The organism is Pseudomonas sp. Irchel s3f7 (genome assembly GCF_900187615.1).
Classification (GTDB): domain Bacteria; phylum Pseudomonadota; class Gammaproteobacteria; order Pseudomonadales; family Pseudomonadaceae; genus Aquipseudomonas.
Map to the genome: position 1 here is coordinate 101613 of NZ_FYDO01000010.1, position 16492 is coordinate 118104.

The window sequence follows — 16492 nt, forward strand, 5'->3', positions numbered from 1 at the left end:
GGCCGGCTAATCGGGGCCACGCCATACCTCTTTCAGTTGCACCAGGGCTGCCGCTATCGCCGCTTCAGGCACAGCGGCAAACCCCAGGACCAGACCTGCACGATTGTCCTCCGGTGTCTTTGAATCTGGCAGCCAATAGCTGCTCAGTCGATTGATTTCGACACCGACACTGGCAGCCTTTTCAACCAACTCACGTTCGCGCTCCAGATTGTCTACCGGCACGGTCATGTGCAGCCCCGCCGCCACACTGGGCAAGCTGCCTACGCCCGGGATATCCACAGGCCAGTCGCTCATCAAGGCATTGCGTCGACTCAAGGCGGCGCGGCGCATGCGCCGGATATGCCGCTGGAAGTGCCCGGCGGCCATGAACTCGGCCATCACCACCTGGGTGCTCACTTCGGAATGACGCACATCCACCGCCCGACGTTGCGCAAAGGCGTCCACCAGCCCCGGCGGCAACACCAGATATCCCAGGCGCAACGCCGGGAAGGCTACTTTGCCAAAGGTGCCGACGTACAACACTCGACCACTGCGATCGAGTGCCGCCAGCGGCGCCAACGGTGCGCCGCTGTAGCGGTACTCGCCGTCGTAGTCGTCCTCGACGATCCAGCCTTGAGTACGCTCGGCCCAGGCCAGCAATTCCAGACGCCGTGCCAGGCTCATGACCACCCCGGTCGGGTACTGGTGCGACGGCGTGACATAGGCCAAACGACAATCGCCCAGCGCCGCCAACTCAGTACAGGCGATGCCCTCGCTGTCCACCGTTACGCCGTGCAATCGAGCCCCCGCCACCGCGAACGCATGCCCGGCTGCTCGATACCCCGGATTTTCTATGGCAACCCCGTCCCCCGGCTCCACCAGCAGCTGTGCACAAAGGCTAATCCCCTGCTGTGCGCCACTGGTGATCACAATTTGCTCAGCCGTGCATTGCATGCCTCGGGAACTGCGCAAGTACGCCGCGATCATGCCGCGCAATCGTGCATCACCCGCCGGGTCGCCATAGCACAGCTGCTGCAAATCCGGTTTACGCCAGAAAGCCGCGTTCAGCTTGGCCCAAACCTCGAAAGGAAACAGATCAAATGCCGGAACACCGACCCGAAAAGCCCGCAGCGGGCCACTCGGTGGCGTGGGCAAATGGTGTTTTTCAACGCGCCCTAAAGCAGCACTGTGGATAACTTTGCTGGATGGATCCACAGGTAAATCAAGCCGTTTTGTGGATAAGGCTGTGGGTAACCCTGTTGAAAAGCCTGTGGATACTTTTGTGGATAGTTTTTTTGGCGACAAGGCATTCTGAGGCAGTTGCGCGACATAAGTCCCGTCTCCAACCCGCCCCTCAATAAACCCTTCGGCATAGAGCTGATCGTAGGCACGCACCACGCTGTTTCGGGAAATCGCCAACGCCGCCGCCAGATCGCGGCTCGCCGGCAAGCGCGTGCCACTGGCCAGGCGTCCGTCCAGCACCCGCATCCGCAACGCTTGATAGAGCTGACGGCTCAACCCCTGACGGCGATCCAGTTCGATACCCGCGGGGTTGAATGACAAGGACAGTGGCTCGTTGGTCATTTCAATGGACCTATGAAATTACACATAAATGGCTCTTACACCAGACCAATATCCTGCCTAGGATGCAAGCATTCGCCAAGGGGAAATTTCCATGTACACGCCAAAAGCCTTCGCCATCGACGACCTGCAGGAAATGCAGCAACAGATACTCGGCACCCGCCTCGCCTTGCTGGTCACCCACGGTGAGCAAGGCCTGCAGGCTAGCCATCTACCGCTACTGCTTGATGCCGAGCAAGGGCCGAACGGAACGCTGTACGGTCATTTCGCCAAAGCCAATGCGCAATGGAAGGAGCTGCAAAACGGCGCTGAAGCATTGGTCATTTTTGCCGGCGCCGACGCCTACGTCAGCCCCGGGTTTTACCCGAGCAAAGCTGAACACGGCAAAGTCGTACCGACCTGGAACTACGTGGCCGTGCACGCTTACGGCAGTGCTGAAGTGTTCACCGACGCCGAGCGCTTGCTCAAGCTGGTCAGCGCCCTGACCGACCGTCATGAAGCCAGCCGCGCCCAGCCATGGAAAGTCGCCGATGCACCCGCCGACTACATTGAAGGGATGCTCAAGGCTATCGTCGGGTTTGCCCTGCCGATCCAGCGCCTGGAAGGCAAACGCAAGCTCAGCCAGAACCGCAATGCCGCCGACATCGCCGGCGTGCGTGAAGGGTTGAGCGCCAGCCCCGACGTCCACGACCAGACCTGCGCCCATTTGATGCCCAAGGAATGAACATGAGTCAGATCGAAATCCGCCAGGTCAGCGCCGACGACCACGCTGCCTGGCTGCCGCTGTGGCAGGCCTACCTGGCCTTCTATAAAACCGAATTGCCGGAGTCTGTCACCCAAAGCACCTGGCAGCGCATGCTCGACCCGAGCGAACCGACCCACGCCGCCCTCGCCTGGGCCGATGGCAAAGCGGTAGGCATGGTGCATTTCATCTACCATCGCTCGAACTGGGCCATCGAAAATTCCTGCTACCTTCAAGACCTGTTGGTAGCGCCAGAAACCCGCGGCACCGGCGTCGGCCGCCAGTTGATCGAATTCGTCTACACCACGGCCAAGGCCGACGGCTGCAGCAAGGTCCATTGGTTGACCCACGAATCCAACGCGACCGCGATCCAGCTCTACGAGCGCATCGCCGAACGCCCCGGGCTCATCCAGTTTCGCAAAGCCATTTAAAGTTCAAGGAGAGCAATATGTCGACCTCACTCGCCGACTGGAAAGGCGTCCCGGCACCTAGCGTTCAACTGATCGAAGGGCGCTTCGTCCGCCTGGAAAGACTCGACCCGGCGCGCCACAGCGACGGCTTGTTCAAAGCCCTGCAAGGCCCGGGCGCCGACCCGAAACTGTGGGATTACTTACCTTACGGCCCCTTCCCGGAGCGCAGCGTATTCAACGATTGGCTGAACAACCACGCGACCCAAAGCGACCCGTACTTCTTCGCCGTCATTGACCGCGCGAGCGGCGATGTACAAGGCATCCTCAGCCTGATGTCGATTGTCCCGGCCCAAGGCCGCATCGAAATCGGCCACGTCACTTTCGGCGCGCCGATGCAACGTTCACCGAAAAGCACCGAAGCGGTTTACCTGCTCGCCAAGGAATCCTTCGCCCTGGGTTATCGTCGCCTGGAATGGAAGTGCAACAACGCCAACGCCCGCTCCAAATACGCCGCCGAGCGTTTGGGTTTCAGTTTTGAAGGGGTGTTCCGACAACACATGGTGGTCAAGGGACAGAACCGTGATACCGCGTGGTATTCAATTCTGGATTCGGAATGGCCTGCGATTGGCGCCGGGTTTGAAACGTGGTTGAGCGATGAGAATCAGACGGCGTCCGGGCAGGTGAAAGGCCTTGTGGAGTGCCGAGGATAAGATTCCTGAGAGATCGCAGACTTCGAGAGAGCTAGCTGCCGAAGACTGCGATCTTTGAGAGATCAGCTGAATTCACGCCGAATTCGCACCACACCCATCTTCAATCCGAATGGTCTGAATACAGCATTCAACGATTTAAGCGTCTGATTCCCTTCTCCATGCTCGATATGCACCAGCGTCCGTACCGAAATTTTGCACATCTTCGCGAATTGCGTCTGGTGCAGACCGGTGATTTCAACGCGCAATCGGCGAACCGCTTCGCCAACTTCAAGCGTGCCTTGAGCTAACGCCTCTTGAATACTTTCTATGAGCAAAGTGCGCTCGGCAACGGTCATGCTCATTTCAAGCCCCAGTCTTTCAAACGTTGCTCCAGATTCTTCAATGCTATTCGCGGATGATTCATGGTTACTTCAGGTAATCCGCCCGCTGCCAGGATGTCCGGGAGAGCCATAAAATGGTTGGCATCTTCACGCAGGCGCTCAAAAGAGTCTTGCAAATCACTCAACCCTGCCAACGGGTCTTTCGGATTGTCGATGTTGGATATTGCCCGGCACACACCACGCCAATCGACGTCTCCCGCTCGTTCTAAATTCTTTGGCCATTTGGTAGACCGAGTAATACCTTCATCGTCCATCACCATAGGCGCCAGATCGTAGATCGGTGCCAGGCGAAACGAAGCCACGTCACGGATAATTGCGATGTTGCGCCCATGGTTATCCGAGTTACCGAGGATTTTGTTGAGCAAATCCCGACGCAAGTAATCGGCTACAAGATCAGGAATTTGCTCCGTCTGCCCCGCTTCACGCCAAAGCCCTGCCAATAACCGGATAACTTCCATGTGATCCATAGCACTACCCGGTGTAGTGATGTTTGCCAGCGAGTAGATGGACTCCACGGCAAAGCGCTCGACACCTGTTTGGTTTACATGGCGGTCAGAACGCTGCATCAGGGTAAAGAAGACCTGCCTTGTTCTGGGTCAACAATAGCTTCGGTGCCTCACCACCAGCCCCCGTAGCACCGCCAATGGCAGCACCCTGCTCATAGGCATACTCAAGAAACCGATTATCGCGACTAATAACGTCCTGCCGTTCAAACCCCATCGACTCACGTTGGTCCATCGCTTCAGCGGATTCTTTTACCCGCATGTTCCCGATCGGCGCCGGAGTGCTTCTGGCCAACAAGAAAAGGTCAGCACCCACATCAACAGGCTTGTCTCGCCCCATGCGCGCCAGAAGAAACCTTTTGGCCGCACCGGCAGGTGCAATGTCATGCACAAATGCCGGTGCGTTGGATCTCCGACCATCCCAATCCAAGGGAAACCTCGCACTCACCGCTTTGGCGAATGGCGTGCCGATGTCCTCATAGTTATCAAAAAGATAGGTTTGCGCATAACCAAAGCTGCATCGACTTTCGAATCCTTTTTCAGGACTGTCGAAGCTCAAAACCATAGCGTCCTGCCAGTTCCCGGCTTCATAGATTTGTAAGGTCAGATCGTACATAAAGCGGTACCTGCATCTAAATGCACATTGTTGTGCAGCGCCCGAACCATGAACTGCAATATAGTGCATTCTCAATCGTGAAAAACTAGAAAGTACGCAATAAAATGCAGACCTGCGTAACTTGTGCCGAGAATTACGCAAAACAATGCAGATCACCTTTGGTATTGAATACTGCACGAGCAGTACGGTAGACCTGCTCTTTGAGCTGCGATAGCCGCGCACATCTCGAATTGCTGTAAGAAAATACGTCAGATCAAAGGGATAAAAACTGCCCTTCTCAAGTCATCAGTCATTTTCTACACGACGATCTGATACGTCTTTCAAAGGTGCCGGAAGCAGCTGACATCGGCGCCTATAGCCCCTCTTTTAGAGTTTGGCCTCATTTAAACCGAGACCAAATTCGATGCACATTCAACACAGATTCCGGCCCAAATATCTGGCACTCGCCATAGCACTGGCATTGGGTTGCACTGAATACTCAAGTGCCCAACAGCCAACCAATGACATTGAACCGACAATCCCCGGCGAAATGGTCGAGCACCAAGGTAAGGTTCCAGAGACAGACCTCATCGGCAGGCTCCAGGCCCTTATCACCGCTGATACCACGGTGCTCAAGGAAGTTGATTCGGCTCACCCTGCAACAAAAGGCGTATCCCTGAAACTGGGCGACAGCGATGACCTCCTCATCATCAGGAATGGAGCTAGCTTTGAAGGCCGGGTCGATGGGGGTAAAGGCGAAAACGTCATACAACTTGCTGCAGCTGAGGGCGGCGGCGAATTGGGCAATACTCGTAACTTTGACGGCCTGTATGTCACACAAGGAACGTGGTTGCTGAACAGTGTGGGGGATTTCAAACAAGGCGTACTCGTACAGCAAGGCGGCACCCTGACCAACAATGGAAAAGTCGAAGGCAGCGCGCTAGTGAGTGGCAGTCTCTTCAACAAGGGCGATATCAAGGGCGATGTGATCGTCATGAAGGGGGGCAGTTTTGCAGGTGCTGGCAGTGTTGGGAGCCTGGATGTCTCCGGTCAGCTGAACGTCGATAAATTGAACGGTGCTCCACGGGTCAAAGGTGACCTGGTTATTTCTGACATCGGGGTACTTGCCTACGAAGTCTCTCCCGACGGTGGCGGGGAAACGATCAAGGTCAGCGGTAACGCCAACATCGAAGGCGCAACGCTCAAAGTCGTCGCGCTACCGGGTAATTATCTGGAAAACCGACAGTACACAATCATCAAGGCCGGTAGCATCACAGGTGAATTCGGCGTCATTAAAAACGATTTGGCGTACATGAAAGCAACCCCCCGTCGCTTCGCAAAATCGGTCGGGCTGACCTTCGAACGTAATGGCGAACCAATCGCGATCTTCGCAACCAACGATAATGGCCGAAACCTCGCTGAAAGCATTGAAGAAAACCAAGACATACCGAGCCTCCTGCTCTCTGATGACGATGTGCCCCCGGATTTCGTAGTTCACAATCAAGAGGCAGACACTGTCGAGACTCCCGCCGTATCACCGACTACAGCGCAAACTCCAGCCCCCTCTGCAGCGCCGACCGACAACGAACCAGCATTGGCCAATTCAACGCCAGCCACGTTGCCTCCATCAGAGCCTTTAGCGCATTTGCCACCCGATAATGTCGCCATCACTTCAGAGGTAACTGCCGGTACGACCGAAATCGACACTGCATCCATCGCAGCGCAGACGCCGACCACCCCTTCAATGCCAACCATTGCCGCCAATCCAGCTCCGACAACCCCGGCACCAACGCCTGCGACAAATCCCACGAGCCCTGCGCCCAAAACGGCTACTCCAACGAACGCAGCTGTCGCAGCCCTACTCGCCACCGACAAAAAAACTGCGCCCTACGCCATCGAACAACTGGCCGGCGGCAGCATCCCCAACCTCGCGAAAGTGACGTTGAACAGCGACGCTCCCGTGAGCGCCTCGATGCTCGCGGCCATGCGCCAACTGAACAGTGCCGCCGCTTCTGGTGGCCGGAAAAGAGCACCTCAACTGGCGGCCGGTAACGAAGCCAATGGCCGCGTCTGGCTCCAGGCATTGGGACATGGCGGAAAACTGGATCGTGACTTCGATACCTTGAAACACTCCACCCAAGGTCTGGTCATGGGGACGGATTGGGCCGTCGACCACGAGTGGCGCATCGGCCTGATCGGCGGCAAATCCCAAACGCGCATGGACAGCCGAGAACTCGACGGTGATCTCGATAGCTGGCATCTGGGGGCCTATGCATTGCGTCAGAACGGTCCGATGTCTCTGCGTCTCGGCGCGACCTACAGCAACCACGACGGCAGCACAAAACGCCGCGTAGCCTTCAAGGGTTTCAGTGATCGCCTGGAAGGTCAGTACGATTCCAGCACCCAGCAGGCGTTTGCAGAAGTGGGCTATAACCTCGGCCGGGCTAACACCAGCATTGAGCCCTTCGCAGGTCTTGGCTACCAACGCTATCAGCGCAATGGCTACACGGAAAAAGGCGGCGCGGCGGCGTTGAAGGTCGATGGTCAGGAACAGAACAACCTCAACAGCACCTTTGGTCTGAGACTGGCGAAGATCAATACCCTGGATAACGGCATGCAACTGACGCCACGGTTCAGTGCCAGCTGGAAACATACCTACGGAGAGATCGCCACAGAAACCCGCCAACGGTTGATCACGGGTGGTCGCAAGTACACCGTTTCCGGTGCGCCGCTGGATCGGGACAGCCTGATGGTGGACGCGGGGCTGGAGTTGGGGCTTTCGGCGCGACAGACGCTGGGCGTCGGCGTAAATGGCGAGATGGCAACCGACAGCCGAGACCATGGCGCAACGGCTCAGTGGCGGATGACCTTCTAAAAACCGTCTCCACAAATCCCGGACGAAAAAAAGGGGAGCACATGCCCCCCCGAGGTTTAAAGCGTTGTATCGAGGCTGTTAAATCAGCCTTCGATCTCGATCAGGATTTCGCCCGGGTTGACCCGGTCGCCCTTGGCCACATGAATGGCGGTGACTTTACCGGCGATGGCAGCCTGGACTTCGGTTTCCATCTTCATCGCTTCGGTGATCAGCACAGCCTGGCCAGCCTTGACGGTGTCGCCTTCCTTGACCAGCACATCAACGATGTTGCCCGGCATGGTGGTGCTGACGTGGCCCGGTGCAGTGGCTTGCTTGCGCTTGCTGCCACCACCACCGACGAATTCGTTGAGCGGTTCGAACACCACTTCTTCCGGCATGCCGTCGATGGACAGATAGAAGTGACGCTTGCCTTCGGCCTTGACGCCCACACCGGTGATGTCGACGCGGTAGGTTTCGCCGTGAACGTCGATGACGAACTCGGTCGGCACGCCTTCGCCGCCCGCCGAAGCCACCTTGCCGGCTTCCGGAATCGGCAGCAGCACTTCAGGTGTCAGGGTTCCAGCCGCGCGTTCTTCGAGGAACTTGCGACCGATGTCCGGGAACATGGCGAAGGTCAGCACGTCTTCTTCAGACTTGGCCAGAGCGCCGATGTCGGCACGCAGCTTGGCCATTTCCGGCTTGAGCAGATCGGCTGGGCGAACGTCGATCACTTCTTCGCTGCCGATGGCCTGGCGACGCAGTTGTTCGTTCACGATGCCCGGCGCTTTGCCGTAGCCGCCTTGCAGGTACAGCTTCACTTCGTTGGTGATGGTCTTGTAGCGCTCGCCGGCCAGAACGTTGAAGAACGCCTGGGTACCAACGATTTGCGAAGTCGGGGTCACCAAAGGAGGGAAACCGAGGTCTTCACGAACACGCGGGATTTCAGCCAGCACTTCGCTCATGCGGTTCAGTGCGCCCTGCTCTTTCAACTGGTTGGCCAGGTTGGAAATCATCCCGCCCGGCACCTGGTTGACTTGAACACGGGTGTCGACGGCAGTGAATTCGCTTTCGAACTGGTGGTACTTCTTGCGCACGGCGTAGAAGTACAGGCCGATCTCTTGCAACAGCTCCAGGTTCAGGCCGGTGTCGAACTCGCTGCCTTTAAGGGCGGCGACCATCGATTCGGTGCCCGGGTGGCTGGTGCCCCAAGCGAAGCTGGAGATCGCGGTATCGATGTGATCGGCACCGTTTTCGATGGCCTTCATCTGGCACATCGCGGCCAGGCCAGCGGTGTCGTGCGAGTGGATGAACACGGGCAGCGATTGCTCGCTTTTTAGAGCCTTGACCAACTCGCCGGTGGCGTACGGGGTCAGCAGGCCAGCCATGTCCTTGATCGCCACCGAGTCGCAACCCATGGCTTCCATTTGCTTGGCCTGGTTTACGAAGGCCTCTATGGTGTGCACCGGACTGGTGGTGTAGGCGATGGTGCCTTGGGCGTGTTTGCCGGCGGCTTTCACGGCTTCGATGGCCACGCGCAGGTTACGCACGTCGTTCATGGCGTCGAAGATGCGGAACACGTCGATGCCGTTGACAGCTGCCTTGGCGACGAAGGCCTTGACCACGTCGTCGCTGTAGTGGCGGTAGCCCAACAGGTTCTGACCGCGCAACAGCATTTGCAGGCGAGTGTTAGGCAGCGCGGCGCGCAGCTGGCGCAGACGCTCCCACGGATCTTCTTTGAGGAAACGTACACAGGCGTCGAACGTTGCGCCGCCCCAGCATTCCAGCGACCAGTAGCCGACTTTGTCGAGCTTGTCGCAGATCGGCAGCATGTCTTCGGTGCGCATGCGGGTCGCGAGCAGCGATTGGTGGGCGTCGCGCAGGATTGTGTCGGTAACGTGGATTTGCTTGCTCATTATTCTATTCCTCACAGGCCTGCGTGGGCGGCGATGGCGGCGGCGATGGCCAGGGCCAGCTCTTCGGGTTTGCGCTTGATCGAGTAGTTGGTCAGTTCAGGGTGGCTTTCAACGAAGCTGGTGTTGAACTGGCCGCTACGGAATTCCGGGTTGCGCAGGATTTCCTGGTAGTACGCGGCGGTGGTCTTGACCCCTTGCAGACGCATGTCGTCGAGGGCGCGCAAGCCACGGTCCATCGCCTCTTCCCAGGTCAGCGCCCACACCACCAGTTTCAGGCACATCGAGTCGTAGTACGGCGGAATGGTGTAGCCGGTATAGATCGCTGTGTCGGTGCGCACACCGGGGCCGCCGGGTGCGTAATAACGGGTGATCTTGCCGAAGCTCGGCAGGAAGTTGTTCTTCGGGTCTTCGGCGTTGATCCGGAATTGCAGGGCGAAACCACGGTGGTGGATGTCTTCCTGTTTCACCGAAAGCGGCAGGCCGGAGGCAATGCGAATCTGCTCGCGGACAATGTCGATGCCAGTGATTTCTTCGGTGATGGTGTGTTCCACCTGCACCCGGGTGTTCATTTCCATGAAGTACACCTCGCCCTCGGCGAGCAGGAACTCCACGGTGCCGGCGTTCTCGTAACCCACGGCCTTGGCTGCACGCACCGACAGGTCACCAATGTAGGCGCGCTGTTCCGGGGTCAGTTGCGGGCTCGGGGCGATTTCGATCAGCTTCTGGTTGCGGCGCTGGATCGAGCAGTCACGCTCGAACAGGTGAACCACGTTGCCAAAGCTGTCGCCGAGGATCTGCGCTTCGATGTGCTTCGGATTGACGATGCACTTTTCCAGGAACACTTCCGCCGAACCGAAGGCCTTGGTGGCTTCGGAAATGACGCGCGGGAATGCTTGTTCGAGTTCTTCACGGCTGTTGCAGCGACGAATGCCGCGACCGCCACCACCGGAGGTGGCCTTGAGCATCACCGGGTAACCGATGCGATCGCCTTCGGTCAGGGCTTCTTCGATGCCCGACACGTTGCCTTCGGTGCCTGGAGTGACCGGCACGCCGGCCTTGATCATGCTGCGGCGAGCTTCAGTCTTGTCGCCCATGCGGCGAATCACTTCAGCCGATGGACCGATGAATTTGATCCCGCGTTCGGCGCAGATTTCCGCCAGTTCGGCGTTTTCCGAAAGGAAGCCGTAGCCTGGGTGAAGTGCGTCGCAACCGGTTTCCACCGCCAGGTTCACCAGCTTGCGCGGGTTCAGGTAGCCAGCCAGCGGCTCGGCACCAATGCTGTGGGCCTCATCTGCACGTTTAACGTGCAAAGCATGACGGTCGGCGTCGGAGTAGATCGCGACCGAGCGAATGCCCATTTCGGCACAGGCACGTACGATTCGTACGGCAATCTCACCACGGTTGGCGATCAGGATCTTTGTTATCACTTGGAGTTTCCCTTGAGCCGGTGGTACCCACGACCTGCTAGACCCAGGTCGACGCGTGACCAAATGTTTCAATTTAGTCGCAGGTCCACACTAGCGTGCACAAGGGATTAACAAAAATGAATAATTATTGGGTCATGCATAAGTAAAGACTTATAGTTGAGGCATCCCCAGCGACGCGAGCGCCTACATAATGCGTAAGTCATTGATGCGCCTGACATTGCGTCAATTGCAGATTTTCAACGAGGTCTGCGATTTACGTTCCTACAGCCGCGCAGCCGACGAAATGTCACTCACACAACCTGCCGTCAGCCTACAGATTCGTCAACTTGAGGAGCTGGTCGGTCAGCCATTGTTCGATTACGTCGGCAAAAAGCTTTACATGACCGAAGCCGCTGAAGCGTTACAGCGGGCCAGTCGGGACATTTTCGGGCGCCTGGAAAACCTCGACATGCAGCTGTCGGACATGCAGGGCTCGTTGCAGGGGCAATTGAAACTGGCGGTGGAATCCAGCGCCAAGTATTTCGTGCCGCACCTGTTTGCCGCATTCAAACGCCAGCACCCGGAAGTGAACCTGCAACTGACTGTAGTCAATCGCGGCCAAGTCATTCGACGCCTGTCGGACAATCGCGACGACCTGGTGATCATGTCCATGGTGCCGCAGGACATGGGGCTGGAATTCTTGCCCTTCCTCAATAATCCGATCGTCGCCGTGGCGCCTCCGAATCATCCACTGTGTCATCTGGGACCGTTGCGCTTGCAGGATCTGGAGCCCTACACATTGCTGCTGCGCGAACCCGGTTCCGGGACGCGGCTCGCCTGCGAAGAATACTTCAAAGAGAAACGTGTGCACTTCAACCAGACTCAGGAAGTCTCATCGGCCGAAGCCCAGCGCGAGTGTGTGTTGGCAGGCCTGGGCGTTGCGCTGTTGACGCGCCACGCCCTGAACCTTGAGTTGGCAACCGGCGGACTGATCGAATTACCGGTCGAAGAGCTTCCGTTAATGCGCAGTTGGTGTCTGGTGCAGGCCAAGGCAAAACGCCTGTCACCCGTGGCTCACGCCTTCCTTGCGTTTATTCGTAGCGAACGAATTCAGATCAGCGCGCTGGTTGAGCGTTTCGACGGGAAGTCGAGGGCGATGCCTGCCAGAAATTGAGTTCCAATTCAGGAAAGTCACCAATTTCGGCCAACAGCTGGCGGCGTTCACAGCGATCTTCGATGGCGCGGCGAAATTCCATGCGGCGCTGATCTTCTTGCTGACGACGGGTTTTGACAGCGCTGTTGCGTTCTTCGTAAGGGGCCATTTCGAGTCTCCCAAGGCGAGTACGGGAGTTTCAAGATAGGCGTGGGGGATGACGGTTTGGCGGCTTGGGTGTTACAGGCTGATGAAAATTGCTGCGTATTCGAGGACGCCATCGCGAGCAGGCTCGCTCCCACAGGAGATCGGGTCAAAGGTGGGAGCGAGCCTGCTCGCGATTAAGGTCGGAACGACCTTACGACGACGTCAGTCGTCCAGCGCTTTCACCGACTTGGGCGACAACCGCAAGCTGCGCAGACTGCGCTTCACGCTCTTGAGGTGGTTGACCAGGCTCGGGCCACGCGCCATGGCGACGCCCATCGCCAGCACATCGATCACCACAAGGTGGGCGATACGCGACGTCAGCGGCGTATAGATTTCGGTGTCTTCATGCACGTCGATCGCCAGGTTGACGGTGGACAGCTCGGCCAACGGTGTCTGGCTCGGGCATAGCGTGATCAACGAAGCGCCGCTTTCGCGCACCAGGTTAGCGGTGATCAGCAAATCCTTGGAACGTCCGGACTGGGAAATGCAGATCGCCACGTCGGTCGGCTTCAACGTCACCGCCGACATCGCCTGCATGTGCGGGTCGGAATACGCCGCCGCCGTCAGCAGCAACCGGAAAAATTTGTGCTGGGCGTCTGCCGCTACCGCGCCGGAAGCGCCGAAACCGTAGAACTCGACACGCTGCGCCTGGGACATCAACGTCACGGCACGCTGCAATTCCAGCGGATCGAGCTTCTCGCGAACCTCCATCAAGGTATGCAGGGTGGTGTCGAAGATCTTCAGGCTGTAGTCGGCGACCGAATCGTCTTCGTGGATCGCGAACTGCCCGAAACTCGCACCCGCCGCGAGGCTCTGGGCAAGTTTCAGCTTCAGGTCCTGAAACCCGGAACAACCGATGGCACGGCAAAAACGCACGATGGTCGGTTCACTGATACCCACGCTGTGGGCCAGGTCGGCCATGGAACTGTGCATCACGGCCGCAGGATCGAGCAGCACGTGGTCAGCGACCTTGAGCTCCGACTTGCGTAACAGGTGGCGAGACTGGGCGATGTGTTGCAGCAGATTCAAAGGGCTGGACTCTTTGTTATTGGCAGGTGCCGGGGATGTAGCACGCTTGTAGTTATACTACATGAATCGGCTTTTTGCCTGCTCAATGCGTAACTCGATGTCCCCATTTCACGCGTCGTACACTCCATGTAGCCCTACAGGGCCTTTTCACTCATATCTAACAGCACGGCCAGATCCCTCGCTTCGACCGGCCGACTGATCAAATACCCCTGAACCTCATCGCAGCGCTCTTTCCTCAGAAACTCGAGCTGCTCCTCTCGCTCCACGCCTTCAGCCACCACCTTCAATGACAGGCCATGCGCCATGGCGATGATCGCGCGGGTGATCGCCGAATCTGCCGTGCCCTCCCCCAGTCCGCGGATAAACGCCTGATCGATCTTCACGTAGTCCACAGGAATGCGCTTGAGGTAGCTCAAGGACGAGTAACCGGTGCCAAAATCATCGATCGCCAGTTTCACCCCAAGATCACGTAACTGCTGGAACGTCGCGATGATGTGCTCGACGTTGTCCAGCAACTGGCTTTCGGTCAGTTCCAACTCCAACAAGTGCGGCGCCAGCCCGGTTTCTTCCAGCACCTGACGCACCAGACTGACCAGCTTGCCTTGGCGTAACTGATACACCGACAAATTGACTGACACCCGAATCGGCTCAAGCCCTTGGCGCTGCCAATCGCAGGCTTGCCAGCAGGCCTGGCGCAACACAAATTCGCCAATCGGACCAATCAACCCGGTTTCTTCGGCCAGCCCGATAAAGTCCCCTGGCGGCACCCGCCCCATGGTCGGATGATCCCAGCGCACCAGTGCTTCGGCAGCATTCAGCCGCCCCGTGGCCAGGCACAGTTTCGGTTGGTAAAACACCTTGAGCTGCTGCTCCTCGATGGCTTTACGCAGCTGGTTTTCCAGATTCAAACGCTCCATCGTGCTGGCCTGCAAGCTGTCGGTATAGAACTGGAAATTGTTACCGCCCAAATGTTTGGCATGTTGCATGGCCATGTTCGATTGATTGACCAGTGCCGAAATTTCCCGGGCGTTGTCTGGAAGCAGACTGATGCCCATGGAGGCACTGATCACCAACTCATGCCCATTGACCGCGATCGGTACCCGCAGTTTGGTTGCCAATCGTGTCGCCACCCGCGCCAGGCTCGAGAGGTTGCCGTAAGAGTTGAACAGCACGGCGAACTCATCGCCCGACAGCCGAGCGATGGTGTCGGCCTCCGGCAGCGCGTTGACCAGGCGACGGGCCATCTTCTGTAACAACTGGTCGGCGATTTCATGGCCCAGGCTGTCATTGAGTAACTTGAAGCGGTCCAGATTGATATGCAGCAACGCCAAACTGCGATAACCGCCCTGGCGCACCCGTTGATGCGCCTCGCTGAGCCGTTCACGGAACAGCGACCGGTTCGCCAGCCCGGTGAGTTCGTCGTAATGGGTCAGGTATCGCATGCGTTCTTCAGATTCGCGCCTTGCGGAGAGATCAGCAAAGAAGCCGACAATATGACTGACCCTTCCCCGAGGATCGCGAACCATATTCAGCTGCAGCCATTGTGGATACATTTCACCGTTTTTACGGGTCTCTACGAGTTCTCCCTGCCAACTGCCATGCTGCTCCAGCGCCTGATGGATGGTTGCGTAATGACGGCGTGCGTCGCGGCTGCACGGCAACTCGACCACGTTGCGCCCAAGAATCTCTTCGATGTCGTAACCGGTCACCTGACTAAAGGCCTGGTTGACCGCGAGCAACGCGTATTGGGGGTCGAAAATCACGATGCCTTCGCTGGCTGCTTCAAACACCGTCGCTGCCAGTTGCTGCTGCTCTTCCATGGCCTTGCTGACGCTGATGTCGCGGCGCGTCCCGACCATGCGGATCACCCGGCCGTTTGCGCTGCGCTCTACCGCTCGCCCTCGGTCCTCGATCCAGACCCAATGACCCGCGCCATGGCGCACACGGTACTCGACCTGATAATCCTCGCTGCGCCCCTTCAAATGCTCGACCAGTGCTCGCCGCAGGGCCGGAAGGTCGTCGGGGTGCAAGCGCGGCTTGAGGTGGCGTAGCATCGCGGTCACGTGATCGGGCTCGAGCCCGAACAACTCTTGAATCTGCGTGTGATGCACTTCATCGGTTTGCAGGTTCCAGTCCCACAACCCGAGTTCGCTGGCTTTCAAGGCCAGCGCCAGACGCGCCTCACTTTTGCTAAAGGCCTGATTGGCCGCGTCCAGCTCCAGGCTGCGCTGGGCGACACGGCTTTCCAGTTCGATCTGAATCTGCCGCAGTTCATCCTCGGCCCGTCGGCGCTGGTCGATTTCCTGGGCCAGCTTCTGATTGAGTTGGTCGCTGTCGTTTTGAGCCTGCTGCAAATGCTCGATCAGCGCCTGGTTCTGAAAACGCCGTAACAGTCCACGATCGATCACCCGATTGACTTGCCAGGCCACTACGCTCAACGCGCCGAGCAGGATCAGGCCAAACCATCCCCAGCCGTGCTGTTGTTCGTCACCGCCCCAAAACATATAGGCAATGGCCGGCAACAGGCAGGGCAAGACAAAGGACAGGAAGGCCGGCAAGCTGACCGCGTAGGCCACGCTGGCCGAGAGCGCTGCGGCACCGATCAGGCCGAACACCCAGGCTTGCTGGATGAAGTTATCGGCCGGTACCAGGGCGATACCGGCGCCGGCCAGGGTCAGCCCGGTCAGGCCCGAACCGAGCAAGAACATGCGACGCCAGATTGGATTGGCCTGACGGTGAGGAATGGCCGAGTCAAAAGCGGCGACCTGAATGACCCGCAGGGCCACCAGCGACAACAACCAGATCAACCACACACTGACCAGAAAATAGCGCTGCGGGCTCCAGAGCAATCCGGCACACACCAGGCCATTGATCAGCATGAACAAAGTGGGCAACAAGGAACCCTGATACAGCAGGCGCGTGCGTTCGACCGCCATTTCCAGGACGTACTGTTTGCGGATAACCCGGGGCTCCACAGTGGGGCCCGACAGGTCGGAGCTGAGGGTCATAGGCAATGTTCTTGTTCTTATA

12 protein-coding genes and 1 pseudogene are annotated in these 16492 nt (G+C 58.1%); 5 read left to right on the top strand and 8 right to left on the bottom strand.

Annotated elements, in window-relative coordinates; translation table 11 throughout:
- Window positions 1-6 precede the first annotated feature (6 nt).
- Complete coding sequence (locus tag CKW19_RS10840) at window positions 7-1563, bottom strand: PLP-dependent aminotransferase family protein (RefSeq protein WP_095057885.1); 1557 nt, start codon at window positions 1561-1563, stop codon at window positions 7-9.
- Between the two features lie 91 nt (window positions 1564-1654).
- Between CKW19_RS10840 and CKW19_RS10845 the strand changes: the two genes are divergently transcribed.
- Genes CKW19_RS10845 through CKW19_RS10855 form a run of 3 tightly spaced genes read left to right on the top strand, consistent with a single transcriptional unit; the run spans window position 1655 to window position 3422 of the window.
- Window positions 1655-2284 carry an FMN-binding negative transcriptional regulator gene (locus CKW19_RS10845; RefSeq protein ID WP_095057886.1) on the top strand — a complete coding sequence of 210 codons (630 nt, stop codon included), beginning with the start codon at window positions 1655-1657 and terminating at the stop codon, window positions 2282-2284.
- Window positions 2285-2286: 2 nt separating this feature from the next.
- Entirely contained in the window at window positions 2287-2733 is a 447-nt protein-coding gene (locus CKW19_RS10850; protein WP_095057887.1) for a GNAT family N-acetyltransferase, read from the top strand.
- Between the two features lie 17 nt (window positions 2734-2750).
- Window positions 2751-3422, top strand: coding sequence for a GNAT family N-acetyltransferase (locus CKW19_RS10855; protein ID WP_095057888.1), 672 nt, complete (start codon window positions 2751-2753; stop codon window positions 3420-3422).
- Between the two features lie 62 nt (window positions 3423-3484).
- On the opposite strand, the gene CKW19_RS10860 is transcribed toward CKW19_RS10855, so the two are convergent.
- Both CKW19_RS10860 and CKW19_RS10865 read right to left on the bottom strand, forming a co-directional pair.
- The gene (locus CKW19_RS10860) at window positions 3485-3763 is read right to left on the bottom strand and encodes a helix-turn-helix domain-containing protein (RefSeq protein WP_095057889.1); all 279 of its coding nucleotides are present in this window, start codon (window positions 3761-3763) and stop codon (window positions 3485-3487) included.
- Window positions 3760-4921 (bottom strand): annotated as a pseudogene (locus CKW19_RS10865) (HipA domain-containing protein). Before CKW19_RS10865 ends, CKW19_RS10860 begins: the two are co-directional and overlap by 4 nt.
- 403 nt (window positions 4922-5324) lie before the next feature.
- On the opposite strand from CKW19_RS10865, the gene CKW19_RS10870 reads away from it, so the two are divergent.
- Window positions 5325-7775, top strand: coding sequence for an autotransporter outer membrane beta-barrel domain-containing protein (locus CKW19_RS10870; RefSeq protein WP_095057890.1), 2451 nt, complete (start codon window positions 5325-5327; stop codon window positions 7773-7775).
- A gap of 83 nt (window positions 7776-7858) precedes the next feature.
- Here the strand turns inward: CKW19_RS10870 and oadA are convergent, their stop codons facing one another.
- Together oadA and CKW19_RS10880 are read right to left on the bottom strand one after the other, a co-directional pair.
- On the bottom strand, window positions 7859-9667 hold the full coding sequence (gene oadA / locus CKW19_RS10875; protein ID WP_095057891.1) for a sodium-extruding oxaloacetate decarboxylase subunit alpha: 1809 nt from the start codon (window positions 9665-9667) through the stop codon (window positions 7859-7861).
- An 11-nt stretch (window positions 9668-9678) separates the two neighbouring features.
- Window positions 9679-11094, bottom strand: coding sequence for an acetyl-CoA carboxylase biotin carboxylase subunit (locus CKW19_RS10880; protein ID WP_008045577.1), 1416 nt, complete (start codon window positions 11092-11094; stop codon window positions 9679-9681).
- Between the two features lie 190 nt (window positions 11095-11284).
- Between CKW19_RS10880 and CKW19_RS10885 the strand changes: the two genes are divergently transcribed.
- Window positions 11285-12247 (top strand): LysR family transcriptional regulator, encoded by a 963-nt coding sequence (locus tag CKW19_RS10885; protein ID WP_095057892.1) that lies wholly within the window; start codon window positions 11285-11287, stop codon window positions 12245-12247.
- Here the strand turns inward: CKW19_RS10885 and CKW19_RS10890 are convergent.
- From CKW19_RS10890 to CKW19_RS10900, 3 genes are all read right to left on the bottom strand, one after another.
- Entirely contained in the window at window positions 12189-12395 is a 207-nt protein-coding gene (locus CKW19_RS10890) for a PA3496 family putative envelope integrity protein (protein ID WP_095057893.1), read from the bottom strand. The two genes, CKW19_RS10885 and CKW19_RS10890, sit on opposite strands and share 59 nt — an antisense overlap.
- A 200-nt stretch (window positions 12396-12595) precedes the next feature.
- The gene (gene hexR / locus CKW19_RS10895; RefSeq protein ID WP_007954250.1) at window positions 12596-13462 is read right to left on the bottom strand and encodes a transcriptional regulator HexR; all 867 of its coding nucleotides are present in this window, start codon (window positions 13460-13462) and stop codon (window positions 12596-12598) included.
- Window positions 13463-13596: 134 nt separating this feature from the next.
- Complete coding sequence (locus CKW19_RS10900) at window positions 13597-16470, bottom strand: EAL domain-containing protein (protein WP_095057894.1); 2874 nt, start codon at window positions 16468-16470, stop codon at window positions 13597-13599.
- Between the last annotated feature and the right edge of the window lie 22 nt (window positions 16471-16492).

Excerpts from the sequence above, each read along its gene's own strand:
- CKW19_RS10840 (WP_095057885.1), bottom strand. The coding sequence starts at position 1,563 with ATGACCAACGAGCCACTGTCCTTGTCATTCAACCCCGCGGGTATCGAA.
- CKW19_RS10845 (WP_095057886.1), top strand. The coding sequence starts at position 1,655 with ATGTACACGCCAAAAGCCTTCGCCATCGACGACCTGCAGGAAATGCAG.
- CKW19_RS10850 (WP_095057887.1), top strand. The coding sequence starts at position 2,287 with ATGAGTCAGATCGAAATCCGCCAGGTCAGCGCCGACGACCACGCTGCC.
- CKW19_RS10855 (WP_095057888.1), top strand. The coding sequence starts at position 2,751 with ATGTCGACCTCACTCGCCGACTGGAAAGGCGTCCCGGCACCTAGCGTT.
- CKW19_RS10860 (WP_095057889.1), bottom strand. The coding sequence starts at position 3,763 with ATGAGCATGACCGTTGCCGAGCGCACTTTGCTCATAGAAAGTATTCAA.
- CKW19_RS10870 (WP_095057890.1), top strand. The coding sequence starts at position 5,325 with ATGCACATTCAACACAGATTCCGGCCCAAATATCTGGCACTCGCCATA.
- oadA (WP_095057891.1), bottom strand. The coding sequence starts at position 9,667 with ATGAGCAAGCAAATCCACGTTACCGACACAATCCTGCGCGACGCCCAC.
- CKW19_RS10885 (WP_095057892.1), top strand. The coding sequence starts at position 11,285 with ATGCGTAAGTCATTGATGCGCCTGACATTGCGTCAATTGCAGATTTTC.
- CKW19_RS10890 (WP_095057893.1), bottom strand. The coding sequence starts at position 12,395 with ATGGCCCCTTACGAAGAACGCAACAGCGCTGTCAAAACCCGTCGTCAG.
- CKW19_RS10900 (WP_095057894.1), bottom strand. The coding sequence starts at position 16,470 with ATGACCCTCAGCTCCGACCTGTCGGGCCCCACTGTGGAGCCCCGGGTT.